Here is a 24,540-nt window from a genome sequence, read left to right as displayed (position 1 = left end):
TATATCGCAATTTATCGCGATACTTATATAACTTGCCCGTCGGGAGACGCGCAGAAAGTGAATACCTATGTCAGAAAAAAATCTTATCCGATTAAATAAACTATTAGCAGACCGTGGCTTATCTTCTCGCCGTGGTGCTGACAAACTCATTGCCGAAGGTCTTGTGACTGTTAACGGTAAAAAAGTGTACGAGCTTGGTATCAAAGTCGACGAAGTTAACGACAAAGTTGTTGTTGATGGCAAACCTCTACGTGCTAAAAACCAAATGTTCTACATCATGTTTAACAAACCTAAAAACGTGATCACTTCAATGACTGATCCTTTAGACCGCCCTACTGTAGCTGACTATGTCGCTGAAGTTCCGGGCCGCGTATTCCCGATTGGTCGCCTTGACTGGGATTCTGAAGGTTTATTGTTAATGACTAACGATGGTGATTTTGCAAACTCTGTTATGCATCCAAAAACAGAAGTTACAAAAACTTATCACGTAAAAGTAAATGGCCAACCCGCTAAAGAAAAAATCGATAAACTTTTAAAAGGTGTATCGATTCCTGATGGCCGCGTTCGTGCTAAACATATCGAAAAATTAAAAATGAAGAAGTCATCTACAACTAAGACTTCTGACAAATACGATTGGTACAAAATCGTGATCACTGAAGGTAAAAACCATCAGGTTCGTGAAATGTTCAAAAAAATCGGTTTTGATGTGATGAAACTTCAACGTGTGGCGATCGGTAAATTACGTCTAGGCGCCCTTGAAACCGGCGACTACGTTTATATTAACGAAGCTGCCAAAGACCGTATTTTCATGCCGGATCTTCCGACTGAAACTCACGGCCGTCGTGATGTGCGTACTGTTTCGAAAAAGAAAATCGAAACTGGAAACCGCAAAAACTTTCAGCGTAAACTTAATACGCTGAAGTAATGTGATTTAAAAACTGAGTGGTCTTTTGATACATATCATGGGCCACTTCAGGGACTTCATTCTGAATTTCGTGTAAAGCACCGTCATAAGATACAATCCCAAAATGCGAAGCATTTCTTTTTAATGTTTTAATCGTGGCATCACGATCAACATACGTGTCTTCAACACCTGATAAGAACACTAAACCTTTTACTTTTTCAGAAATCTTCCAAGTCTGAGAAACTTTTGAAGCCGCCACTAAATTCGTGGCAAACAATGGAACTTTTGCTGGTGAAGTCGGTTTTATCGGTTCAACGTGTGGATTACGTCCGCCAGCAAATGTATTACGTGTTAACGTGCGTTCGCTGATGACTTGTTGAAACGTTAGTAAATCGCTTGGATTTTCTGCCGCCTCACCAATAAACATTTTCGTATGAATTCCTGGAGCAATTAAAATAACTGCATCTGCCCAGCGGTCATAAGCCATTTTGTAACTAACCAGACCACCCGTTGACCAACCGATGACGATTTTTTTGCTGTTTTTGCAGCCTTCAGAATATTTATTCCAAACGACCTGCGCCTGTGTAGAAATTTGCAAAGAATTGTTGATCGGATCAAGCACGCGCGAATTATTCATTGATCCTTCTGAGCCGCCCTGACCCATGTAATCAAAGAAAATCGTGCGGTATCCACTTTCACTTAAGTGATGAAATAGCGGTTGTTGGTTCGCGATTGAATCCGCTAAGCCTTCTAAATACAAAACACAGCCTTTAAATTCAGTCTGTGCTGATTCACGATAGTAGCCCGTACGTAAATTTACGTCTTTAACTAAAGGGTTAGCTAAGTACGGATGTTTTACGTCATAATACATAGTCTCAATAAACCAACGTGAAGTCTCTGCATTTTGCGGCTCACGTTTTGTGAATAACGAACAACCTGCCAAAGCAACAGCTACTAATAAAAATAAACTATTTTTCATCATGCAGCTCGTATCGTCAGGTTTACTTGTGTCATTAAACGATTATTATTTGACCTCAAAATACCTCCTAAAGTCCTGCACAGTTTTGAGTCGTTCATTCCGATACATCTTATTATGCGCAAGACTCATCTTTTAAATTTATTCGCTGTTTTATATATCATTTTCGGCGTGATTTTTTCGCGCGCGGTGGCGGCTGATGCCATTGAAGTTGTTGATGTTCGTCGCAACATTCAACTGGCTGACACTGACCCTATCTATAAAGATTTTTATCTGAACGCATCTGACAGTTCAGGCTTAAAAAAGAATCTGATTGTTAAAGCGACCCGTAAAATTACAGTGAAAAACCAAGGCGCAAAAGTGATCGGTACTTTTAAGACCACAGTGGGCTTATTGAAAATTATTCAGGTTGAAGGTGGTGTGGCTATTGCCCGTTTATTCGAGCTTACCCCCCGTGAAGAACACCCTATGCTAGAGCAAACCGGCATCATGATCGGTGACCAAATCGACATGGACGGAAGCTTCATCGATAATAAGAAAAAATAGTGCCTTTTGCCTCTGACCGTGGCACATTCTTTCCTGCTGAAAGCAGGGAAAATAATCGCATGGCAGAGACAGCTCAATACTACCGTATTCGCCTTACTAATATTCCGCGCACGCAAGAAGATGAACTATCTGTTATTGCCTTTGGCCATGGTGCTTTAGGTGTTTCTGAAGCGTTAAGTTTTACTCAACCTGATTTAACTTACGACCCGTCTTTAATTCCAAAACGCTTTTTAGATGTGGATGTTTTTTTTGAAACAAAACCTGAACAAAAATTCTTTGATGGCGTTAAAGGATTAAATCCCCTTATTCAAATCGAAACAATCACTGAAGACCAAAAAGATTGGTTAGAAGAATGGAAAAAAGGTTTCGTGCCGTTTAAACTTGTGGGCCCGGTTTGGGTTGTTCCTTCTTGGTTAGAAAAACCACCTGAAGCGCAATTACAAGTTCGTATCGATCCAGGTATGGCGTTCGGTACAGGAACACATGCCACAACAAAAATGGCTTCGTACTTCGTTCACAAATTAGCACAAGAAAATGCAGACAAAGTTAAAGACTGGACAGTGCTTGATGTGGGAACTGGTACAGCGATTTTAGCGGTGTTAGCTGAGCGTGTTGGTTACGGCATGATCACAGGTATCGAAATTGACCCTGAAGCTCGTAGAAAAGCGCGTGAAAATTTAATCTTAAATCAAACTAAAGACGTGATCGTAACTGACCAACTTTTAGAAGAAGTGCGCGAGCAGTTTGATGTGGTTATTGCCAATATCATTGATGGCGTTTTAATTAAGCTACGCAAAGATTTAATCCGCGTTGTAAAACCCCAAGGTCATTTATTCCTAACGGGTATCTTGCAAGAGCGTGATAACTTATTCTTTGAAAAATTCATCGAAGCTTCTCCAGAACTAAAAGTAATCAAACGCATTCAAAAAGATGAATGGGTTGGTTACTGGGTGCAAAGAATTAACTAATCACCATGCGCCGTTATTGGATTGAAAAAAATCAGATATATAATAACCAAGTAACTTTTAAAGGTGACCAGCACCATCACATTTTCGATGTGTGCAGGCAAGAAGTGGGTCATCACTTTGAAGTGATCACTGAAGATTCAAAAGCTTACTTAGTTGAAGTTAAGTCAGTTACAAAAAAAGATGCGCTCGCTGAAATTATCGAAGAGAGAGTCATCAAAGCATTACCTAAACCTCACATTCATTTAGCGCTTTCTATTCCAAGATATAACGTGATGGACTCAACAATCGAACGTGCGACTGAAATGGGTGTAAGTTCGATTTTACCGTTTGTTTCGCAATACAGTTTTATTCGTAAAGAAAAAGAGTTGCCTCAAGGTAAACAAGAACGCTGGCAAAAGATCATCGTTTCTGCTACCCAGCAATGTGGCCGTGGCGAGTTAATGAAAATTCACGAAGTGACAAACTGGCAAAATATGCTGCAAACAATTAACCCTTCGGCTCAGAATTGGTGTCTTTTTGCATATGAGGGTCAGTCAATTAAACCTATTGCTGATGAAATAAAATCACTTAGGGAACAATATCTGTCACCTAATGCCCAATTACCTGAAAATATTTGGATTATTGTGGGGTCAGAAGGTGGCTTTTCCACAGGCGAGGCCGAACAAATGCACAAACTAGGCCTTCATCCAGTGACCCTAGGATCGCAAATTTTACGAGTGGAAACGGCTTGCCTGACCTTGGTCGCTGTCCTAAAGTATGAGTTCGGGTTGATGAAGTAATCAGCTGCCCCGACACGGAGAAAAACTTTATGTCAAAGAAGACAGATATCATGAACGATCCATTTGATGAATTCGAGTTCAAGCCATTAACTTCGGGCTTAGGCTTTCATAAAGAATCGACTTCAACTAAAGCATCAACTCCGTCTGTAACTTCAAAAGTTGAATTTAAAAGTTCACACTTAACTTTTGATACTCCGGCAACAACAGCAGCCTCTACTTCAGTTAATACAACTACACCTGCTGGTTTTAATTTAAATTCTCCATTGCCTCGTACAGCTACGCAAACAACAACGACGACAAATACTCAGCGTAAAGCTTCGATCAATGTGCCAACGATTGAAGATGATTCAATCTCTAAAGCACAAACTGCTGTTAATGAAATTTTAAAAAATTTAAATCAAAAGAAACAACAAGAAGAAGCTTTAGCGCGCAACACTCGCCGTCCTGAATGGATCGCCGCTGTTCCTTCTGTATCAGCTGGTTTCTTAGATACGATGTTAATCGCAGCGTTTTTCTTATTAAGCTTAATTGCCATGTTAGCGATTACAAAAATTGATTTAATCGCCAATATTTCTAATCCAGACCCACAATACTTAATCTACTGGGCGACTCTTAGCCTGCTAGGTGGAATTCAAATCATTTACTACGTGGCTTGCCGCGCTTTCTTAGGCTGCACTCCAGGTGAGTGGGCGTTTGATCAACGTTGTGGTAACGAATTACAACAAGCTTCATCGACGTATGTATTACGTGTAGCAGCTCGTTCAGTGATTAACGTAGCAACTGGTTTTGTTTTAATGACTTTAATCTCATTAGTTTTACGCTTTGATGTGTTAGCGGCAGTGACTGGCACACAAATCCAAAAACAGAAAACATAGTTTCCATGGCCGCGTTACCTAAAGTTCTATCAGCTCAATCTCTTGAACAGGCCATCGCGGACTTTAAAAAAGCGGGCAAAAAAATCGTCTTTACCAATGGTTGTTTTGATTTACTTCATATCGGCCATGTTCGCTATTTAGAACAAGCTAAATCATTAGGTGATGTTCTTATCGTGGGTATCAATACCGATGCTTCTGTGCAGGTTTTAAAAGGCCCTACCCGCCCTATTCAAAATGAAAACGATCGCGCTGAAATCTTAGCTTCATTAAAATCTGTAGACCATACGGTTTTATTCGGCGAACAAACGCCGATTAATCTGATCAAATCAGTTAAGCCCGATATTTTAGTTAAAGGTGGCGACTGGAAGAAAGAACAGATCGTGGGTTGGGATTTCGTCGAAAGCTACGGCGGAACGGTAAAATCTCTGCAGTTTGTTGATGGTAAATCGACAACAAATATCATCGCCAAATCTAAAACTTAGTTCGCGGCTACCGCTGTGTTGCTGTCTTTGATATCAGTGATTAAGTTCTTTAAAGACTCTAAAGACGCTGTTAATTCGTTGTCTTGAGAAGCTGCTAAAGCTTGAGTGATTACCGGTAATAAACTTAAGTAGTTTTGTAAGCTAAAACCAGCGAATGTTGTTTCACGGCGACCGCGACCATCAACTAATTGTGATACTGTACCGTTTTTGATACTGTTGATACCAGCTTCAATCACTTTTAAAGCTTTCATAACAACTACTTTATCACCTGAACGAATCACCGAACCTAACACATTAATTTGTGCAGATTGATTGTAAGATAATAAAGCTTCTTCGATATAAGTTTGGTAAGCCGCTTTAGCTGATGGTTGGTATTGTGCCATCATGCTGAAAGACTCATTTGATGGAGTTAAACGTAAAGCGTATAAAGCGTGACCCACTAAGGTATCGTTTTCTGATTCTAATAACTCAGATTGTAATTGGTAGAAATCAGCAGCGTTTACTTCTTCTTTTTTATATGAAGATACTAAAGCCATCATCGCTTCGCGAGTTGGGTTAGCCATAAATTCAGTTTTGATTTGCTCTAAAGTCTTTTTAACTTTTTTAGTTTCTTCTGTAGGCTGTGTTGCTTGGTTAGGTGTTTCAGTTGGGGCCACGTAACCACCACCGTTATTAAAGTCTTGCATTTGAACTTCAGTTTCGTTTTTAGCTACTGGAGCTTGTTTTTGAACCGGAGCTTTAGCTACTGGTTTAGAAAAATCACCTTTAGGCATTTTTTTAGCTTGAGCTGCTTGGGCTTTTTTAGCGTCTTCAGCTTTTTTAGCAGCCGCTGTTTTTTTAGAATCTTTTTTAAGACCTAATGCTTGAGAGATTTTACGAGCTGTTTTAGCGATAAAACCTTCTTCTTCTGGTTTTACGATAGTGCGGTCGATTTCACGGCCGTCTAAAGAGTACGTAGAGATCTCTTCAGTGGCTTTACCCATTTTATAATTAATTACATTTTCAACAACTGTTGTTGTTTTAGAGATGATTTGAAAGTTTGTAATGAAAGAAGCAACACCAATGCAGCAAACCAGTAAACCAGCTAAAACCAGCTTTTCTTGTTTCGTTAATGATTGAGTCATAATTGCCTCCTCGTTATATGAATACTAAGAGCAGCAATCAGACCAAGTTGGCACGCTGTACGCGCATCTGGTGGCTTATAGGCATGCCATTCTGAGATGAACACGTAAATGGACATTTTTGGCTATGACACTTGTATAGGGAGCTAACAGTTGTCTCAGAGTGAGACTATAAGAATGAAGGTATTAGATTTTAGCTAGAATGTCTGAGAGCTTAATTTTCGCTAGATAAGCCATAGATGTGGCTTCTAAGCCGTCAGCTACACCTTCGAAAATTTCTTTCATTGAACAAGAGACTTTACAGGCTTTAGGAACATCAGCCTCACGGCAGTTAATTAACGCTTTATCTGTCGAGGCTTTATAGATATCTTTCAGAGTGATTTCTTTCGGAAGTTTCGCGATTTTTACTCCGCCCGATTTTCCTTTAAAAGATTTCACAAGACCGGCTTCCGCAAGTTTTGCCAATAGACGACGAACCACTGTCGGGTTCGTACGAAGTCCCTCAGCTAAAAATTCCGATGTTTGCAGCTCTTCATCGTGAGCAGCTAACAAAGCCATAATGTGTACCGAAGCGGCAAAGCGTTGGTCTAACATATTTAAAATCTTAACCTAAAACTCAAAAAGAAACAATAATAAGCACATTTAACGCACTTTAGGACGTTTTTACAGGCATTTTTTTAAATGTAACTTTAATTGTTGCATTTAAAACCAAACAGGTTCATATTGTAACCATAACAGTTACATTTAAAACTATCATCGATAGGAGATATAAGATGGCACATAATCAAATCCAAGAAGCTTTACAGTGGAGATACGCAACGAAAAAATACGATGCGACTAAAAAGATCTCTACCCAAGACTGGAAAACCTTAACCGATTCATTAGCATTAGCCCCTTCCTCTTACGGTTTACAGCCCTGGAAATTTCTTGTGATTGAAAACCCTGAAGTGCGTGAAAAACTAAAAGCAGTTTCATGGAATCAAACACAAGTTACTGATGCCAGCCACTTAGTTGTGTTCTTAGCGCGTGAAAAAGTTGATGTTGATTTCGTGCAAAAATATATCAACCGCGTAGCTGAAGTGCGTGGACTTCCATTAGATGCTTTAGATGGTTATAAAAACATGATGATTGAAAATGTGGCGAAGTCTCCGAATAACACTCAGTGGGCACAACGCCAAACTTACATTGCGATGGGTTTCTTACTTGAAACAGCGGCGCTGTTAAAAGTCGATGCGACCCCAATGGAAGGTCTTGATCCACAAGCGTACGATAAAATTTTAGGTTTAGAAGGCTCTGGTTGGAAAACAACTGTGGTTACTGCCCTTGGTTATCGTCACGCCGAAGATGCGACTCAAAATTTCAAAAAAGTACGTTTCACGGACGAAACTTTAATTCAATACGTAAAATAATTTTTTCCCCACGTGCGCTTTGATTGGCGTCAAGCGCGCGTGCACTTTTCTTTCTTCGCTAAAATCCTCGACGGCGTCTCCAGACAGGTAAGATTCTCAAACGTTCTTCTGGTACAGGAAATCTATAGTGAGGGTATGTTTCGCGATAAAAGTGAATCTGTTCTAGTGCGTGCCTACGGAAGTCTTGATTGTTCCATAAAGCAATCATGTCATTTCTACTAAGGCGATATCGAATATTCTCACTGTCTTTTGCGCTGTAGGCTCGACCAGTATAAGGATTTAGCTTTGGCCAAGGGCGAGTTTTATTATCTAAATGTCCATGCGGAACCGATGGATAATTATCTGAGTCTCCAATTGTGAATACCCACTTATTATTTAATCCAGATGGAATTAAATGTAAAATTAGTGGCTCTTCAAAATAATCGTCGACGTCTTCACTGCCGTCAGAATTGACTACTTCAATCTTAGAATTCGAATTTTCAGTTCTTTCTTGCGATTCGCCCTGCAAAAATCTAGGATCGCTCCCCCCGCCATCATCATTCATTAGCCATTGCAAAATCTCTTCCCGCTCTTCAAGATCAGCATGACTAATGACACCCAATAAGAACTCCACCTCTGTGACATGTATAAACGTTTCGCAAGCTGCGGCAGATAATGACTCCATAATTTTACCTCACGCACAATGGTGTCACGCTCATGAAATCTGATCAACAATATAAATTATATTTTATTTATTTCTTCTCAGCAGGACAAAACCCAACTCGTGTTCCCATTTTAGCCGGAAAATCACGGCAGGTTTCTGGGCGCTTTTCATAGACTGTGCAAAAGCGTGTTTTTGAATCCATGAAAATACATTCGCTATTGGCTTTTTGCGCGAGCATAAAGAACTCGGTGCCTTCGCGGTAGCTCATGATGATGCCTTCTTTTTTAAGGCGCTTTGCAGTTTTTTTGATTGAATTTGTGACTTCGTCGATGTCGGTGACACCTAAACGGATTAAATCATCTGACTTAACTTCTACGGGCATGCAGCAGCAATTAGCGCGGCAGCTTGTGCAGAAGTCTTTGTCGTATTTTTTCCAAGTGGACGGGCGGTCCTTATCTACATAAGACATAAAAAACTAATAACTACCCGTTCTGATCTTTCGATTTAAAGTTAAAACCTAATTTTTTAGTCTGGCCGTTTTCTTGGTCTTGGTCATCCATTGAAGAATGACGTAGGCGGAAACGGATTTTTGAATTTTCAATAATCACACGTGGATCTAATGAGTGGCTATCAAGCACCACCACATTACGAGTAGATTCAGCAGTCACAATATTTGAATTCCAGATCGCGCGTAAGTAGATGATTAAACTTCCAAGCACTTGCGACATTAATACCGCTAAGAACAACACCACTGTTAATGGCACAGCCGGAGCCACTTTATCAATGCGCGCACGCTCTAAGATTTCATATTTATTAGCTGCTGCCAATTTTAACGCTTCAACTTTTGATAAACCTTCAGTTAATTCTTTAAAACGAGCTAATTGTAAATCTGCACGCTTTTTTAATTCTTCATACATTTGGGCTGCGTAAGGCATACCTTTAGCTTCTGACGATGTACGATCGAAAGCAGCTTGAAGATTACCAAGCTTTGCACGTAATTGGTCGTTTTCTAATTTTAAAGCCTGAATGCGGCCATTGTTACCATAAAGTTCACTTTCACGGCGACCATTGCTGTTAGCACTTAATGTTTGAATCAGCTTGTTGTTTTCAGCAAGCTTAAGCATTACGGCGTTCTTTTCAATTTTTAAAGTTGATAAGTACTCACCGATTTTATCCATTGAAGTTAACGACATTAAGTTTTCTGGCTTATCGTTAAACTTAGCCATTTTTGTATTTAAATCTAATAGCTCGGCATCTACGGCAGTTTTTTCTTTTGTTAAGTGGTCGTTGATTTGTTGAATCTCAGAAGCTTCATTTTGTTTTAAGCTTTGTAATGCCACTGTCGTTGTTAAGTTTGTAACGTATAAAGCTAAGTCTTTTTGATCATCAGACGATGAAATTTCAACTTCGTAATCGCTTTTTACTTTAAACGAAAGCATACGATCTAATTTTTGGTAGGCTTTTAATTTTTCGTCTTCGTTCATTCCCACTTTATCATTCATCACTTGCGAGAAGAATAAATTCTGACCTGATTTTTCAGATAACGTTAACTGCGCGTTGGCACCCGTGCTGTTAGCGGCGTCTAAAACTTTTTGTAAGAACTCAGTGGTTTTAAAATACTCTAGATGTTTTTGCGCTGTTGAATTCGCTTTTTTGGCTTCGTTTGTTCTGGCATTACCGGCTAAGGCCATTGAAAACGATTGCAATTGCGAATTTTGATTATCGTTAATGATTATTGTAGTTTTGGCAACGAATGGGTTTTTCCATTTGTAGAACGATAGCCCGATTGCCGTTGTGGCGACCAATAAAACCAAAAAGAGCGGCCAGTTGCGTAGAGCAATGGTTGTGATTTCGCTTAAACTTAATTCGCGGTGAAGTTCCTGCGAACGGTTTTCGATTTCGATATGAGGATGAACTAACCCCTCAGAATTTGTGTTACCGGTATTTTGATTGTCTGTTGCCATAGGGCTACGGTTTTACACCAAGCCAGTTGCAAAGGAAAATGGCAGCTGTTTTTCACTCGTAAATTGTGGTTCTTACAGGGCGATTTCATGAAGAAACTTCACGACCGTTACAAGCTTCGTCACCCCTCCCAGCTTCTAGGGCTTTTGCACCACTTTGAGACGACCTAAGTGTCTGATTAGCCTCAATTAAATCGAATTTAAAATATTATTAAATTCACCCCGACTTTAGGCCGATAGTCTTAATATCGAGGGCGAAAGCCCAATGTTTTAAGTTTTGGCGAAGCCAAACCAATGAATACCTAAGGAGGCTCCATGAGCGCGATTTATGACGGCAATCTATTACATAGTTTCTTAGTTAACACACCAGAGAGCGCACTTCGTAAAATGTTAATTTCAGGACCATTCACTGATGTACATTTTAATATGCTGATGAAATTCGTAAGAACGAGTGAAAACGAATTCTGCGATCATTTTTATGCAGCCACATTTCCAAAATTGAAATACAATGCTAAAGAGATCGTATTAAAAGAAAAATTTTGGGAGCTGTGTACAAACGCATTAAATCAACATGGATTATTATCACCAGCTCAAAAAGTCGCAGCTTAATTTTAATGTTATAATTCCGTTTCTTAAATTTGATCAAGAGCTTGAAAAAGAGCTCTTGGTCAAAAAAATCAAAGTCTATTTAAAAACCGAAAAATTATTTATTATCGAACCGACAGATCAACAAATTATCTGGGCGCAAGATCATTGGCGCGACTGTCATTCAGCTATTCCTGATAAAGAGCTTCAGCTAAAACTTAAAGCCCTAAATATCTTTGGCTACCATTACAAAACCGAAAAAAACAAAGCTGTTGAAAGTTTACTGGGCCGCTTAAAACAAATTCCTGAAAAGCGAATTAAGTTTCCGGTGACTAAGCCGTTTAATTTTAAATATTACATTTGGACAACTTACCAAGATTTAGTGATTTACTCTCTGGCGCCAGAGAAAACTTACCCTGCTGGCTGGCATGAGTTTGAAGAAGATAAAGAGTTTCCGCCAAACAGAGCTTACTTGAAACTTTGGGAAGTGTTTGCGACTCAACAGTTAAAAATCAAACAAGATGATTGCGCTTTAGAAATCGGAGCAGCCCCTGGTGGTTGGAGTTGGGTGTTAAGCCAATATTTTAAAAAGGTTTACACTTTCGATCGCGCAGATTTAGCCCCGCAAGTTAAGAAAATCAAAAATATCACCCACGTTCAGGGGGATGCATTTAAGATCAACCCGGATGACTTTAAAGATGTGACTTGGTTTTTCTCTGATTTGATTTGCACGCCTGAAAAAATTCATGAAACCATCGAGTTTTGGCTAGCCCATAGTCGCGTAAGAAACTTTGTTTGCACCATCAAATTTAAAGGCGATACCCCATTCGAAGTTATTGATAAATTACTAAAAATACCTGATTCTAAAATAGTCAGACTTTATCACAATAAGAACGAAGTAACCTGGATAAAGCAGGGGTAAACATGGACAGCAATATGGTGAACTACTTCACGCCGCTTGATAGCCACGCCTATCAAGATATCGTGACATACCTTGCTGACAATAATGTCGAAGTGACATTTAAAATTTACGACATCCACAGCAAATCTTCGTTCGTTAAAGTCGATGGCGCAGACCTAGCGATTTTTAAAAAATATCCCTACGACTACGAAACAACAAATATACTTTGCACCTTTACTTGTGGTGGCGAGCCGCATTTCTTTCGTGCGAAAATGTCGACGTCAGATAATTACTACTTAGTTAAGTTTCCGGAAAAGATTTATAAAATTCAAAGACGCGCAAACTTTCGTTTTAGCGTACCGATGAATTTAACTCATGAATTTAAAATTTTAGATCATCCAAGATTTAAATATGAACTACAAGATATCAGCCTTGGTGGCTGCAAAGTGGGAATCAAAACCACAAGTGCTATTGATCTTCCGATTGAGTCAGATATTCGCATTTGGGTACAACTCTTAGAGTTCGGTGGTGTAACTTTAGACGCGACTGTGGCTTTCACTAAGTTTTACCAAGAGATCAACACGCAAATTGTAGGTATTAAATTCGGCTATATCGAAGCTGGGCTTCTTTCAACTCTGCACCAAACCTTGATTCAAGTTGATCGCATCGCGCGCAGTAAAAAAGACGAAGACTAGCTTTTCTACTTTCCTTTAGCTTTTTTCAATTCATTAAATTTCGCTGTGTATTCTTTTAATTGGGCGTTAAAGATATCGCTTCTTTCTTTGACGTACTCTTCAAAGTCTTTTCTTTTTTGGCGGTAATCAGCTTCAAAAGAATCACGGTCTTCGCGTAATTCAGCATAGAAGTCTTTTCTTTTAGCGTCGATTTTATTATACGCTTCTGTGCGGTCTTCACGAGAGAGCTTTTGATCTTTAATTTCATTGCGTTCTTCGGCTAGAGCTTTTGAGAACACATCTTTTTTCTTAGTTTCTTCTTTATTATAAAGATCACGAATCTGATTCATGTCTTTGTTAAAGTTCTCGCGTTTTTTAGAAACTAATGCTGAATACTTAGAGCGAATATCTGAAGGTTCACGTTCGTAACCTGACATCCATTCCATATACAAAGCCTTTTCATCATTGCGGCTTTTCGTTTCAGCGGGAATATCTTTGCGTAATTCTTCAAATTTAGAACGGTCTTCTGTAAGGCTGTAGCGCTCATTCTTACGGGGATCAGTGGCTTTCATTTTTTCAGCCGCGGTTTTTTCGGCTGCAGAAACGCTGCTTTCGTCAGGACCTTCGCCGCGCTCAGTTTTAATTTGGCAGCCAAAAACGACACAACTAAAGAACAGAATATAAAGATATTGTTTCATATATTTATTCTTATAAATCATGGACTAGATGACAATAGATTTTAATTTAAACTAAGAGCATGCAGATTGGATTACACTTCGGCAAACGCAAGCCCCGTTGGAATTTCTTTTTAGAAAAGCATCAAAGCTTAACTAAGCGCCATGGTGCGACCTTGAAGTACGCTTTAGTCAGCGCTTTACTTCAGGCCTTGGTTCTTTCGCCAGTGCTTTACTGGTCTCTGCAAAATTACGCTTTCTTTGAAAACAATATTCCGCATTCGTATAACTTACGCAGCTATCTAGAATTCGAACGTAACTGGGTTTTACTGCTGTTTGGTATTTGTACGGTCATGACGGGTATCGTGAATTTCTTTTTATTTTCACGCATCTTAACCCGCCAAGCGATTGATTATGCTAACGTGATCGAGCTTTCGCCTGACGAAGCTGCTGATCGACGTCACGTTTCTTAATCGACTCACGCTTATCATGAAGTTTTTTACCCTTAGCTAAACCGATTTCAAGTTTAACGCGTCCATCTTTAAAATAAATTTTTAAAGGCACGCAGGTTAACCCCTGTTCGCGAAGTGATCCATAAATTTTATCTAACTCTTTACGGTGTAATAATAGTTTACGTAAACGTTCAGGCACATGGTTGTTGTAAGAACTTGCGCGGTATTCAGCGATATGAGCATTCTGTAAAAACGCTTCATCTTTAATAAATGAAATATACGAATCTTTAAAAGTGATCTGCTTTAAGCGCAGTGATTTAACTTCACTGCCCGTTAACTCAAGACCCGCTTCAAATGTTTCAGTGATAAAATAATCGAAACGGGCTTGTTTGTTTTCTTGAATAATTAAAATACCCATGAATTAGCCCCCTTTCAGATGAAAATATAAATCACGAATTTGAACAATACTTAACTCTTCAACACGCACTTTATCTGATAACTTGTTTTTTTCAACCCAAGTCAAAAACGGTTCGTGCAGTTTAGATTCAAGATTAGATTTTAATATGCGACGACGCTGTTGAAAGCAAGTTTTAACAAACTTTAAATAGTCTTTGCGGTCAGCAATCGGGCTTTCTTTGCGTTTAAACTTTAATACGCGACTAGCAACGCGCGGAGCGGGATTAAAATCCCTAGGTCCCGCTTCAGAAACCGTCGTAATGTCCCAAAATTCCTGGGCGATCACGGTTAATAAGCCATACTCTTCGGTATGATGTTTAGCACGAATTCTTTGCGCCACTTCTTTTTGAAACATTAAAACCATGGCACGGCATTGATTCTGATCAATACTTCGATCAATTACAATTGAAGAAGAAATTTGATACGGAAGATTACTCACTAAAATATCATAATCAATTTTAGTCCAATCAGCCTGAAGCGCATCGCCTTCCATCACCGGCATTTCTTGGCTTTCCCAGAATTTAACTAAGCTTGAATCAAGCTCCATCAATTGATAGCGCCCGTATTTTTCAATCAGTAAATCAGTTAAAGCGCCAAGGCCTGGGCCGATTTCTAATAACTTTTCTGGTTTTTCATCATCTACGGCTTGAATGATTCGGCCGATCACAACGTCTGAAACTAAAAAGTTTTGTCCTAAAGCTTTTTTCGTATAGTGCGAAAGAGCTTCCATGCGATTTTTTAAACGATCTTTGGCTAAAGACATGGTCATATTTGCTCTCGCAATCTTACTGTAAAATCAGCTTCATACGAGCTTGAGGCTGGGCCCTGATCTAATGGCGAACTTTCGCCAGCATTTAAGTGTAAAATGCCCGCGTAACCAATCATGCCTGCATTATCTGTGCAGTAACGAATTGGTGGAATTACGATTTGATAACCCTTAGCGGTCATTTCAGAAGCCATTTCACGTAAACGTGAGTTTGCACTGACACCGCCAGTAATCACGATTTTTTTAGTTTTAAACAAAGCCGCCGCTAAAGTCATTTTACCCACAAGCGTTTCAACAACAGCTTCTTGAAACGAAGCACACAAGTGCGGTGTTTCAGCTTTTTTTTCATCATCAGACATTTTTGTTAAAAGTCTGTGCGCTGCTGATTTTAAACCGCTGAAACTCATCATCAGATTTTTTTCATGAAGTAAGCCTCGCGGGAAATCATATTTTTTACGATCCCCACCTTTACTTAGACGATCAACATTAACTCCGCCTGGAAAAGGCAGACCTAACATCTTAGCAAACTTATCAAACGCTTCGCCAGCAGCATCATCTTTGGTAGTGCCAATGATGGTGTATTTATTAAAAGCTTCAACCCAGTACAAAGAACTATGTCCACCACTTACCGCTAAAGCGATGTACGGGTAGTTAAAATCGGCTGGTGGCGCGTATTCGTTATCTTTTAAAAACGGAGCTAACAAATGACCTTCAAGATGATTCACACCAATAAAGGGTTTGTTATACGCTTGCGAAAGCGCTTTTACAGTCATAACTCCTACAATCAATGATCCAATAAGGCCCGGACGGTTTGTCACCGTAAAGCCATCTAAATCATTCATTGAAAGATTCGCTTTTTTTAAAGTTTCTTCGATAAGTGGAAGTAAGGCGATCGTGTGATTACGGCTCGCCACTTCAGGAACAACACCACCAAACGGCGCATGTTGTAAATCTTGGCTTGCTGAACATTGAGCTAAAACAAAGCCCTCAGCATTCACGATGGCTACTGATGTGTCGTCACAACTGGTTTCAACTGAAAGAATTTGTCGAAACATCAACAGCCCTATTTATTACTTTTTTGCTTTATTAGTTTTAGTTACTTTAGCTTTGGCTTTTTTACCAAATTCAGTATTGCCATGTTGAGCCGCTACTTCTTCATAGAAAGACGTCGCTTCATCTTTTAAGCCCATTGATTCAAAGCAAAGACCGATTTTATATTTCGCTTCAGGAACTAGCTTGTTTTTTGTTTTTGCATTCGCATCAACAAACTTTTGGTATTCTAAGATCGCATTTTTGAAATCTTTTTTCGCAAAGTATTCTTGCGCCAAATCAAACGTCGTATTTTTTGAAGACTTAAGCTCACCTTTAACTGGTGGAACTTTAGCATCTGATGAATTCGCCGCTGGAGTTGTTGCATGCGAAGCTGTTGAACCTTGTACTTTAGCTGCAGCTAATTCAGCCTCAAGCTTTGTTAACTGCGCTTCCATTTTAATTAAAGAATCTTGCAACACTTGGATTTTTTGCCCGTCAGTGCTGCCTTGCTTGTCAGCGTCTTGTTTTTCTTTATTAAGCTGTGTGATTTGGTTTTCTAACGACTCAACACGACCATTTAGGTTACGGATTAATTCGTCTTTTTCATCAACCTTAACAACCTCAGAAGGCTCGTTGGCATTTTGCTTTTGGTTGTCAGCTTGTTTTTTTGAATAAACTTGTGATTGGTAACCTTCGCCAAGCTCTGAACGTGTTTTTAAACACGAAGATAAAAACAAAACAGCTACGATAGATACCATTAAGTTAAATTTACTCATAAAACGTCTCCACTTTTTTGGCGCAATAAGCGCGCTGAGTTTTCGGCTTTTTCAGCAGAATTTTTGGCACTTAAGAATAAGTACTTGGCTTCGGCGTATTCACGCTCGTTATAAAGAATTTTAGCCTGACGGTAAAATTCTTCAGCCTGGTGCCAGAAGCCCGGTGAATATCGGGCTGCTTGAACGGCTTTGGCAGCATCAATAGCTGCCTTAGCAAGAGTGTACTCTTCATTTGGTGGAGGTACGGTCACGCACCCCACAACAAAAAAGAAATACAGTGTCGCTAATAAAACTCTAATCATTACTGAACCGGAACAAAGTTAGCACGACGATTTTTAGCCATCGCTTCGTCAGAATCACCTTGTGCTAATAATTTTTCTTTACCAAAGCTAACTACAGTTACGCGGTTACCTTTAACACCGTTAGCAACAAACACTTGGCGAACTGCATTTGCACGACGCTCACCTAAAGCTAAGTTGTATTCAGCAGAACCACGTTGGTCACAGTGACCTTCAATAGTTAATTTAACGTTTGGATTTTTTTTCATCCACTCGATGTTACCCATTAATTTTTGTGACTCAGTTTCAGATAAAGATGAAGAGTCGTATGGGAAGAACACAGTTTTTAAACCTTCGATAGAACCAGAATCAGAACCAGTTACACCTAAGTTGATTGGTGAGTTATCTAAAGTTTCAGAAGAACCTGAAGCTGTTGTTTCACTGCGGATGTTTGAGCCATCGCCAGATGAACCATCACCACTTTTCTTTCTGAATAAAGAACAGCCTGACACCATTGACGCAATTACTAAAGCTGCTGCTACTGTTGTTAGTGATTTTTTTAAATTTTGATTCATCGATATCCTCCTAGATGTACGTATGCATTTTCCAATTTAGACCATTGTAAAACCTTGTCAAACCCCGATTGGCATTCAACAATCAACCATGATCAAATTTATCTCAAGATTCTACCTAATTTTGGTTTTGCTTGTCTCGCTTTCTGAGTCGGTTTTTGCACAACGCATTGGAGATTCGCGAGAAAAGTGGCAAATGCTAACCACTCCGCACTTTGAGATCTTTTATTCTGCTGAGCAGCAGGACCTAGGTCTATACTATGCTCGCATTGCTGAGCAGTCATATGCCGAAATAATGACTATTTTCACTGTAGCCCCCAAAGAAAAGATCGTAGTGATCTTAAACGATTCTACCGATGCCCCGAATGGGTTTACAACTCTACTTCCGTACGCTTATATCATGATCTATCCGGTGCAAGCTGGTCGTGATGATGCTTTATCTGAATCAGGCGAATGGGCGAAAGAGCTTTTTATTCACGAATTAGCCCACATCATGCAACTTTACCCTGCTGAAGATCTTTACAAACTCGCCAAACCGGTTTTCGGAAACATCGTAGCGCCTAATTTACTTTTACCACTTTGGTGGAAAGAAGGTATGGCGGTTGAGATTGAAAGCCGCTTTACTCACCAAGGCAGAACAAAATCTTACTTTCAAGATGCGGGAATTCGCGCCCTTGTTTTAGAGAAAAAACTTTTTCACTACACTTTAGCTGAAGCCAACGAAATGTTACCAACATGGCCGTATGGCAGCAGACCTTACCTATTTGGTTCAATGTTGATGTCTGATATCGGAACAAAAGATCAGGGTAAAGCAATCAACGAATTAACTTTAGGTCACGCAGCTCGCCTTCCTTACTGGGTCGAAGCGCCGCACGAAAGAATTTACGGTTACAATTACGAAAGCCATTATTTACTGACGTTAGATACTTACCAGCGCCAAGCCGAAGAACAGCTTAAAGCTTTACGAAGCGTTGAACCCACGAGCCAAGCTACTCCGATTGATCCTTCTCTGATTTCCGGTCGCCATCCAAGATTTAATTCAACAGGTGAAACGCTGGCCTTAGTTTCTACGAATAAAAAAGGTAAAAAAATAGCGTTTTACAATTTCAATAAACAAGAAAACAAATGGGAACGCCAAAAGTTTAAAAAAGCTCCGGATGGCGATATTTCAACTTTTGAATTTCATCCCGAACAAAATAAAATTGTTTTTGCGAAATTAGACTTAGTAGATTCAAAAAGACTTTTTTCTGATCTTTACACTTTTGATTTAACTGAAGATAAAGAAAAAAAATTAACCACAGCAGCCAGAGCGAGAAACCCGATCTGGAATTCTCACGGTAACATCATTTATTTTATTTCAACGTTCAACGGTAAAACGCAATTAAAAGCCATGAATGTGGCTACTGAAAGCATTGATCAGCTTTTAGAACTTGGTTTTAACGAACGCTTGCATGAAATTTCAATCTATAACGACAACGAATTGTTCATTGGAATTAAAGATGTAAAAGGCAATATTCAAGCGAAATTATTCAATCTAAAAACTCACAAGCTGTCAGACTTCAAAGTTTCAGCACCTGAAGTTGAGCATCTTAAAAACCGCTTTGGAAAAATCTATTTTACTTCAGTCAAAAGTGGCGTTTCAAATATTTACCAATACAGAAATGCCAATGACGAGGTTCCGGTCAGCCACTTATTAACGGGCGCTTTAGATTTTGATGTCAACAAAGATGGTTACGCTATTGCCACTGTTCACACCGCCGGTGGTTTTCAAGTGCAAGGTTTTGATCTACATCAGTACAAAGCTCTGCCAAAAATTTCGAACAAATTTCGTGATCGTTATCAATATACCGAAACACCTATTGCAGATTACGAATACAAAATGGAAGACGCGAAATCTTTAAAGTATTTGTACCCACATTACTGGATTCCTTTTGTTGCAACTTCAAGTGCGAACAACAGCGTTTTCTTTCAAGCTGTGACCGGAAGCCAAGACCCGCTATTAATTCACCGTTATAATTTAGCTGTTGATTACGACTCATTTATCAAAAAAGTGGGTTACGATTTTGATTATATCAACTCAGCTTTTACTTGGCCGTTTACGTTAAGTGCGACAAGAAATTTTAGACCGATTGGTAACACTGATATTTTTATCGACCGCAGTTTAGCAGCTTTAGGATTTGTTCCGGACACTTTCAAAATCAGTTCTAAATTGGCGATGAATGCAGGTCTGCAATACTCTGAAGTTGAACAATCTGATGTTCGCACACAGCACGCCGGCCCTTACATTCAAGCTTCTTATAAAAGTATCGATCAAACACTTTTTGATATTTACCCAACGAGCGGCTGGGGCATTTTCTTACAATTAGAAAATCAAAAGTCGACCAAAAAAGACGCGCCCGATTTATTAGGTGATTACGACCAAGCCACAGGGGCCTTAATTGGTTATAATTCACGTTGGTTACCTGATGATCATTCACTTTATGCAAAACTTAGCTTTATGCACACGTTTCAAAAAGTTTCTACCCGTTTCGGAACAAGCAGTGCCGTAATGCCATCGTTATCAGATAGCACGATGCCTGATTTCGTCTTGCGCGGTTACGGTGTGGGCCAATTTTTTGGTTCACGCATGACAACGTTAAATACCGAATACCGCTTCCCGGTAGGTACCTTAAACAGCGGTTCTGGAACTTATTTGTATTATTTAAAACGTGTTAATGGCGCAATCGTTGTTGATGGCCTGACTGTTTCTGGTGGCGCCTTTGATAAAAACGACTTTCTTAAAGCTGAAAACATGAGCCGCTCATTCTGGAGTGCCGGTGCAGAGGCGCGCTTAGAGACAACTTTGGGTTATTTACTTCCTGTAAATTTTATATTTGGTGTTTATGCTCCTCTATCGCCCCAATACGCGCAGGATGATTTCCAAACAGGTTTAAGCCTACAAATCGGCGGTGGAATTCCGGGTCGTCAGTCTTCAAATTAAGGGATTAACCATTGACAAGGTCTAGGGTGTCCTTGAAAAATGAGAGATGTCGTGCGCGTAGAGCGTCGATTGGAGTGTAAACCTATGGATATTTTTAAAAACAAAATGCCTGATATGAGTCCAAGTACTGGTACTAGCCACGCTGGTGCTACGCACACCACCCACGGCCAACAATCTCAACCTAACCAAAACGGTTGGATCCGCGAGTTAGTTTCAGCTGATGAACAGCTTGAAAAATCAGTCATGATCGACATGAACTTGGGTTTAGATACTCAAAGAATTCTTGTTAATGAATCAATCCAGTTCTTATTACGTTTAAAAAATGACTTCGCCGAAGCTGCAGCGTCATTCAATGAACTAAAACCTTCAGTTTTAGGCCGTATCAAAGTTTACGGGATTGCAAAAACTCACGCTGATTTCATGTTATTCCGTAACGGCTATAAAATGATTTTCTCAATCAAAGCTGCTGGTGTTGTTAGCATGCGTTTCCACTACGTGGGAAATACAGCAATTCCACAACCTCAAGCTAAAGAAAACGTAACCATCGTTATGGATGAAGAGATCTTTGAAGCTAAATGGGGCGCGTTTGAAGAAGTTCTTTGGTCATTCAAAGGCCAACCTTTCAAAACGCAGTACTTAGTTCGTCACTATATGACGTTATTTATCAAAGACTCTGCTCGTTAATTTTAAAATTACATAAAAAACAAAAAGGGTTTTAGTGATGAGCTAAAACCCTTTTTTTATGTCTTTAATTATTGTTATTACGGACGTGGTGGGTTGGGAATTGGTGGCGGAGGAAGATGCCCTACCGGATCGCGGTCACCATAGCCATACAGTTCATAGTGATAATCTTTGGCCGAAGTCGTTACTTTTAAACGGCCGTAATGACCACCCTCACGAGTCGCCCAGAATGTGATTTTAGCTTTGCAAGCTTCTTTAGCTTGTAAAGTTGAAGGACAATTGTGTTTCATATAAAAATCGCCATTAATTTTTAATGAAATATCCGTTAATGGCTCTTCAGCATTGTTTGTTAAAGTTAAAACTTGTGTGCGTTGCCCGTGATAAGGAACAAGTCCGAAATCGATATAGCCTTTTTCAACAGGCTTTTGCGGAGCTTCTGCTGAATAGGCAGAAACGCTTAATAATAAAGTCGTCGCTAATAACGTGATTAGTTTCATTTAAAATCCCTCGCTTAATTTATATTTAAATTTAAGCGAAGGATTTTTACAGATTCAATTAGTTACGCGGGCAATCGTAGCCAACATCGATATGGTGGCCTGCTGGAACCGCTGGCGAGAAGATAAGTGCGTTATTCTCAATACGCGTTGACATGCCGGCAACCGCTGGAGTCACTGTCACATCAATTGTACCTACCGGAGCACACTCAAGTGGAATCGAAGCTAACGAGCTTACGATACGATCGCGGAAGTAATTTAAGTTCTCTGAGTAGTCGTTAGCACAAATACTTGAAGTAAAACCATTCGTTAAACTTGAAAGTTCAGCGTAGTATTTACCGTAGTGAGATTTCGAACCACCGCTGTCTTGTGCCTGCATACAAGCTGTATCACCTGGCTTAACAATGATTGAATTCACTGTGAAACGTTTGTTCATGCCGAATTTCTGTTTAATTTTGTTCACGTAAGCTTGCGGAAGATCATCAGCTTCAAGTTGTTTTAACTCGCCACCGTAGAATACTTGTGCCGAATCGCCACCCACTGAACGAACATCTTCATCTGAAATAATAATCACAGAGATCGATGCATCACTTCTGTAACAAGTGTTGCTTGAAGCGTATTCAGCATGCCAGAAAGCTGCTTTAATAGCACGTTCGTCATCTGTATCTGCCCAACCTGCGCCGATGGCATCAATTGTTTTTGTGAAAATTGAATACGGATCAGCAGCACCACGTTTTAAAATCCATTGTGGCGATCCAACATAATCAACCCAGTTACGCGAAGCTCCCCAGTAGTAATATTGTCCGATTAATTGTGAATGCGTTACCGTCGCACACATTTGCCAGTCAACATTTTGTGAAGTCAGATTATTTACAAAACCTTGCAAACGCTGTGCTAATTTTCTGTTGTCTGACAACATCGAGTTAGAATCATCCACGATAAGAACGATATCTACTTTATTATCTGTCACTTGCACATCTTTAGCTAAAGTCACACGACGTGTTGGTGTAACTACATTGGCTACTGTCACCTCTAACGGTGTTGGAATTGTATAGGCATTGTAGTTAGTTTGGCTTGCGCTTAAGTAAACGTAGTAAGTGCCAAGACCTGCAGCTAAGAAGTTTGGTACTGATGTTGCGCCACCGATACCGCTGATCGTAACTGGTACACCGTTACGGTAAACCGACCAAGTGTAAGCTACTGTGTTCGGATTACAGTTCGCATTTAAAGTTGGATTGCCTGTAGAACTATTAATTGTGATCGCCGTTGAATCCACATTAAAGCGTGGCGAACAATCGATCGTTAAGTTATTTACTCCAGAGTTATCTACAGTAATTGTTAACGCGTTTGTTGTGTTATACGTTACGTGATTAGATTTAGTCGCCGTTAAGTAAATTAAATAAGTTCCGTTACCTAAAGCTACGAAATCAGGATTCGAGTTCGCATCATTTAATGATGGAAGATTTACTGTTTGACCGTTCTTAGTCACTCTCCAAGAGTAAGTCACATCTGAAGGTGCACAGTTTGCAGAAATTAACGGGTTATTCGTTGTTGTTGTTACCGTTAAGCTATTCAGTGAACCATTAATTTTCGGATTACATAAAATCGGAGTTTGTGGCGGTGGTGGATCATTAACTGTAACAGTTAATGGAACTGAAGTTTGCCAGTGCGCTGAACCGCTGGCTGTTGCATATAAAGAGATACGATAAGTACCCGCACCATAACCTTTAATGTTAGGAGAAGAACTTGCTCCACTTAAACCGGCTATCGTAATTGTCGATCCATTTTTAGTGACTGTCCAAATATAAGAGCCCGCAGCTGGCGTACAGTTCGCAGAAACTGTTGGGTTATTATCTGTTGAATTTAAAGTGATCGTTGTTAGGTTACCATTTAATTTAGGATCACACGTTAATGAGTTACCTGTACCAGAACCTGGAACAACTAGTTCAAGTGGGGTTGTAGCTGTAAACGGAGCTTTTTGTCCATCTGGATCACGCGCCGTTAAGAAAATATAATATGTACCTTCACCTAAAGTTCTTAAATCTACATTTGCAGGGTTAGCACCAGAAAGATTAGGGATAGAAACATTTACTACTGATGAATCAGAACGTTTGATAATCCATTCGTAGTTGATATTTGCTGTATCACAATTTGAAAGAAGACTTGGATTTCCTGAAGCTGCGTAAGTGTATGTCACTGCATTTGGGGAGATGCGAGGATCACACACGATTGTTACTCCGGTTGGGCCATCATCAACAGTAAGCTTTTGATTATCTGATTTTGTAAATTTAACCGGCGCGCAAGCAATCATACTTACCACCGCAAAAGATGCGACCACACCCAATAACAATTGTTTCATATTAGTGTCTCCCCAAGTTTCATAGTAAGTCAGAAATTGTATTTTAGTAATACGCCCAAAGTCCAAAATGTGGAATTATGAGTCATTGTAGTCTAGAACTGATCTGGACTCCCTTGTGACGGCTCATCCTGAGACATAGAATTTAGTTAGTACCAGAGGACGACCGCGAGGTCGGCCCTTTAGAATATGGTTCGCC

The 24,540-nt window shown here is 39.7% G+C and carries 28 protein-coding genes; 13 read left to right on the top strand and 15 right to left on the bottom strand.

The features are described from left to right. Positions 1 to 67 precede the first annotated feature (67 nt). Positions 68 to 925, top strand: coding sequence for a pseudouridine synthase (locus ACKWCF_RS03230; protein ID WP_409479264.1), 858 nt, complete (start codon positions 68 to 70; stop codon positions 923 to 925). On the opposite strand, the gene ACKWCF_RS03225 is transcribed toward ACKWCF_RS03230, so the two are convergent. Further along, the gene (locus ACKWCF_RS03225; RefSeq protein WP_409479263.1) at positions 909 to 1,886 is read right to left on the bottom strand and encodes an alpha/beta fold hydrolase; all 978 of its coding nucleotides are present in this window, start codon (positions 1,884 to 1,886) and stop codon (positions 909 to 911) included. The genes ACKWCF_RS03230 and ACKWCF_RS03225 overlap by 17 nt on opposite strands. A gap of 111 nt (positions 1,887 to 1,997) precedes the next feature. On the opposite strand from ACKWCF_RS03225, the gene ACKWCF_RS03220 reads away from it, so the two are divergent. From ACKWCF_RS03220 to rfaE2, 5 genes are read left to right on the top strand one after another with little or no spacing between them, the layout of a single operon-like run. After that, positions 1,998 to 2,426, top strand: coding sequence for a hypothetical protein (locus tag ACKWCF_RS03220; protein WP_409479262.1), 429 nt, complete (start codon positions 1,998 to 2,000; stop codon positions 2,424 to 2,426). 59 nt (positions 2,427 to 2,485) lie between these two features. Then, a complete protein-coding gene (locus ACKWCF_RS03215; RefSeq protein ID WP_409479261.1) occupies positions 2,486 to 3,394 on the top strand; it encodes a 50S ribosomal protein L11 methyltransferase in 909 nt (302 codons plus the stop codon). A 5-nt stretch (positions 3,395 to 3,399) separates the two neighbouring features. Next, the gene (locus ACKWCF_RS03210) at positions 3,400 to 4,173 is read left to right on the top strand and encodes an RsmE family RNA methyltransferase (RefSeq protein ID WP_409479260.1); all 774 of its coding nucleotides are present in this window, start codon (positions 3,400 to 3,402) and stop codon (positions 4,171 to 4,173) included. Between the two features lie 29 nt (positions 4,174 to 4,202). Then, a complete protein-coding gene (locus ACKWCF_RS03205; RefSeq protein ID WP_409479259.1) occupies positions 4,203 to 5,048 on the top strand; it encodes a hypothetical protein in 846 nt (281 codons plus the stop codon). Between the two features lie 5 nt (positions 5,049 to 5,053). After that, entirely contained in the window at positions 5,054 to 5,530 is a 477-nt protein-coding gene (gene rfaE2 / locus ACKWCF_RS03200; protein ID WP_409479258.1) for a D-glycero-beta-D-manno-heptose 1-phosphate adenylyltransferase, read from the top strand. Here rfaE2 and ACKWCF_RS03195 read toward each other — a convergent pair. Both ACKWCF_RS03195 and ACKWCF_RS03190 read right to left on the bottom strand, forming a co-directional pair. Beyond that, positions 5,527 to 6,654: a hypothetical protein gene (locus ACKWCF_RS03195; RefSeq protein ID WP_409479257.1), complete on the bottom strand. Its 1,128-nt coding sequence runs from the start codon at positions 6,652 to 6,654 to the stop codon at positions 5,527 to 5,529. The genes rfaE2 and ACKWCF_RS03195 overlap by 4 nt on opposite strands. 183 nt (positions 6,655 to 6,837) lie before the next feature. Then, complete coding sequence (locus ACKWCF_RS03190) at positions 6,838 to 7,245, bottom strand: Rrf2 family transcriptional regulator (protein ID WP_409479256.1); 408 nt, start codon at positions 7,243 to 7,245, stop codon at positions 6,838 to 6,840. Positions 7,246 to 7,424: 179 nt separating this feature from the next. On the opposite strand from ACKWCF_RS03190, the gene ACKWCF_RS03185 reads away from it, so the two are divergent. Continuing rightward, positions 7,425 to 8,060, top strand: a complete 636-nt coding sequence (locus ACKWCF_RS03185; RefSeq protein WP_409479255.1) for an NAD(P)H-dependent oxidoreductase — start codon at positions 7,425 to 7,427, stop codon at positions 8,058 to 8,060. 58 nt (positions 8,061 to 8,118) lie between these two features. Here ACKWCF_RS03185 and ACKWCF_RS03180 read toward each other — a convergent pair whose 3' ends face one another. From ACKWCF_RS03180 to ACKWCF_RS03170, 3 genes are all read right to left on the bottom strand, one after another. After that, on the bottom strand, positions 8,119 to 8,724 hold the full coding sequence (locus ACKWCF_RS03180) for a hypothetical protein (RefSeq protein ID WP_409479254.1): 606 nt from the start codon (positions 8,722 to 8,724) through the stop codon (positions 8,119 to 8,121). Positions 8,725 to 8,791: 67 nt separating this feature from the next. Further along, positions 8,792 to 9,172 (bottom strand): YkgJ family cysteine cluster protein, encoded by a 381-nt coding sequence (locus ACKWCF_RS03175; RefSeq protein WP_409479253.1) that lies wholly within the window; start codon positions 9,170 to 9,172, stop codon positions 8,792 to 8,794. Positions 9,173 to 9,185: 13 nt separating this feature from the next. Next, positions 9,186 to 10,667, bottom strand: a complete 1,482-nt coding sequence (locus ACKWCF_RS03170) for a hypothetical protein (protein ID WP_409479252.1) — start codon at positions 10,665 to 10,667, stop codon at positions 9,186 to 9,188. A 312-nt stretch (positions 10,668 to 10,979) separates the two neighbouring features. Here ACKWCF_RS03170 and ACKWCF_RS03165 point away from each other — a divergent pair, with 312 nt between their 5' ends. Genes ACKWCF_RS03165 through ACKWCF_RS03155 form a run of 3 tightly spaced genes read left to right on the top strand, consistent with a single transcriptional unit; the run spans position 10,980 to position 12,845 of the window. Further along, entirely contained in the window at positions 10,980 to 11,273 is a 294-nt protein-coding gene (locus ACKWCF_RS03165; protein ID WP_409479251.1) for a hypothetical protein, read from the top strand. 55 nt (positions 11,274 to 11,328) lie between these two features. Beyond that, positions 11,329 to 12,171 carry an SAM-dependent methyltransferase gene (locus tag ACKWCF_RS03160; RefSeq protein WP_409479250.1) on the top strand — a complete coding sequence of 281 codons (843 nt, stop codon included), beginning with the start codon at positions 11,329 to 11,331 and terminating at the stop codon, positions 12,169 to 12,171. A gap of 2 nt (positions 12,172 to 12,173) precedes the next feature. Then, positions 12,174 to 12,845, top strand: coding sequence for a PilZ domain-containing protein (locus ACKWCF_RS03155; RefSeq protein WP_409479249.1), 672 nt, complete (start codon positions 12,174 to 12,176; stop codon positions 12,843 to 12,845). A gap of 5 nt (positions 12,846 to 12,850) precedes the next feature. Here ACKWCF_RS03155 and ACKWCF_RS03150 read toward each other — a convergent pair whose 3' ends face one another. Beyond that, complete coding sequence (locus ACKWCF_RS03150; protein WP_409479248.1) at positions 12,851 to 13,522, bottom strand: hypothetical protein; 672 nt, start codon at positions 13,520 to 13,522, stop codon at positions 12,851 to 12,853. A 59-nt stretch (positions 13,523 to 13,581) separates the two neighbouring features. On the opposite strand from ACKWCF_RS03150, the gene ACKWCF_RS03145 reads away from it, so the two are divergent. Then, positions 13,582 to 13,971 (top strand): hypothetical protein, encoded by a 390-nt coding sequence (locus ACKWCF_RS03145; RefSeq protein ID WP_409479247.1) that lies wholly within the window; start codon positions 13,582 to 13,584, stop codon positions 13,969 to 13,971. On the opposite strand, the gene smpB is transcribed toward ACKWCF_RS03145, so the two are convergent. Genes smpB through ACKWCF_RS03115 form a run of 6 tightly spaced genes read right to left on the bottom strand, consistent with a single transcriptional unit; the run spans position 13,916 to position 17,833 of the window. Beyond that, a complete protein-coding gene (gene smpB, locus ACKWCF_RS03140; RefSeq protein ID WP_409479246.1) occupies positions 13,916 to 14,368 on the bottom strand; it encodes an SsrA-binding protein SmpB in 453 nt (150 codons plus the stop codon). The genes ACKWCF_RS03145 and smpB overlap by 56 nt on opposite strands. Positions 14,369 to 14,371: 3 nt before the next feature. Next, positions 14,372 to 15,169 (bottom strand): 16S rRNA (adenine(1518)-N(6)/adenine(1519)-N(6))-dimethyltransferase RsmA, encoded by a 798-nt coding sequence (gene rsmA, locus ACKWCF_RS03135; RefSeq protein ID WP_409479245.1) that lies wholly within the window; start codon positions 15,167 to 15,169, stop codon positions 14,372 to 14,374. Positions 15,170 to 15,171: 2 nt separating this feature from the next. Further along, the gene (gene tsaD, locus ACKWCF_RS03130; RefSeq protein WP_409479244.1) at positions 15,172 to 16,227 is read right to left on the bottom strand and encodes a tRNA (adenosine(37)-N6)-threonylcarbamoyltransferase complex transferase subunit TsaD; all 1,056 of its coding nucleotides are present in this window, start codon (positions 16,225 to 16,227) and stop codon (positions 15,172 to 15,174) included. A 15-nt stretch (positions 16,228 to 16,242) separates the two neighbouring features. Further along, positions 16,243 to 16,980 carry a tetratricopeptide repeat protein gene (locus ACKWCF_RS03125; RefSeq protein WP_409479243.1) on the bottom strand — a complete coding sequence of 246 codons (738 nt, stop codon included), beginning with the start codon at positions 16,978 to 16,980 and terminating at the stop codon, positions 16,243 to 16,245. Further along, entirely contained in the window at positions 16,977 to 17,282 is a 306-nt protein-coding gene (locus ACKWCF_RS03120; RefSeq protein ID WP_409479242.1) for a DUF4398 domain-containing protein, read from the bottom strand. Before ACKWCF_RS03120 ends, ACKWCF_RS03125 begins: the two co-directional genes overlap by 4 nt. After that, the gene (locus ACKWCF_RS03115; RefSeq protein WP_409479241.1) at positions 17,282 to 17,833 is read right to left on the bottom strand and encodes an OmpA family protein; all 552 of its coding nucleotides are present in this window, start codon (positions 17,831 to 17,833) and stop codon (positions 17,282 to 17,284) included. The genes ACKWCF_RS03120 and ACKWCF_RS03115 overlap by 1 nt, the downstream gene beginning before the upstream one ends. A gap of 292 nt (positions 17,834 to 18,125) precedes the next feature. Here ACKWCF_RS03115 and ACKWCF_RS03110 point away from each other — a divergent pair, with 292 nt between their 5' ends. Both ACKWCF_RS03110 and ACKWCF_RS03105 read left to right on the top strand, forming a co-directional pair. Continuing rightward, complete coding sequence (locus ACKWCF_RS03110; RefSeq protein ID WP_409479240.1) at positions 18,126 to 20,810, top strand: hypothetical protein; 2,685 nt, start codon at positions 18,126 to 18,128, stop codon at positions 20,808 to 20,810. An 84-nt stretch (positions 20,811 to 20,894) separates the two neighbouring features. Further along, on the top strand, positions 20,895 to 21,494 hold the full coding sequence (locus tag ACKWCF_RS03105) for a hypothetical protein (protein WP_409479239.1): 600 nt from the start codon (positions 20,895 to 20,897) through the stop codon (positions 21,492 to 21,494). Between the two features lie 77 nt (positions 21,495 to 21,571). Here ACKWCF_RS03105 and ACKWCF_RS03100 read toward each other — a convergent pair whose 3' ends face one another. Next, positions 21,572 to 21,988 (bottom strand): hypothetical protein, encoded by a 417-nt coding sequence (locus tag ACKWCF_RS03100; protein ID WP_409479238.1) that lies wholly within the window; start codon positions 21,986 to 21,988, stop codon positions 21,572 to 21,574. A gap of 58 nt (positions 21,989 to 22,046) precedes the next feature. Continuing rightward, positions 22,047 to 24,344, bottom strand: a complete 2,298-nt coding sequence (locus ACKWCF_RS03095; protein WP_409479237.1) for a hypothetical protein — start codon at positions 24,342 to 24,344, stop codon at positions 22,047 to 22,049. Positions 24,345 to 24,540 lie beyond the last annotated feature (196 nt).

The sequence above is a fragment of the Pseudobdellovibrio sp. HCB154 genome (assembly GCF_046267985.1).
Lineage (GTDB): Bacteria > Bdellovibrionota > Bdellovibrionia > Bdellovibrionales > Bdellovibrionaceae > Pseudobdellovibrio.
Note: the sequence above shows the minus strand (reverse complement) of the source record. Positions and strands in the feature narration are given on the sequence as shown.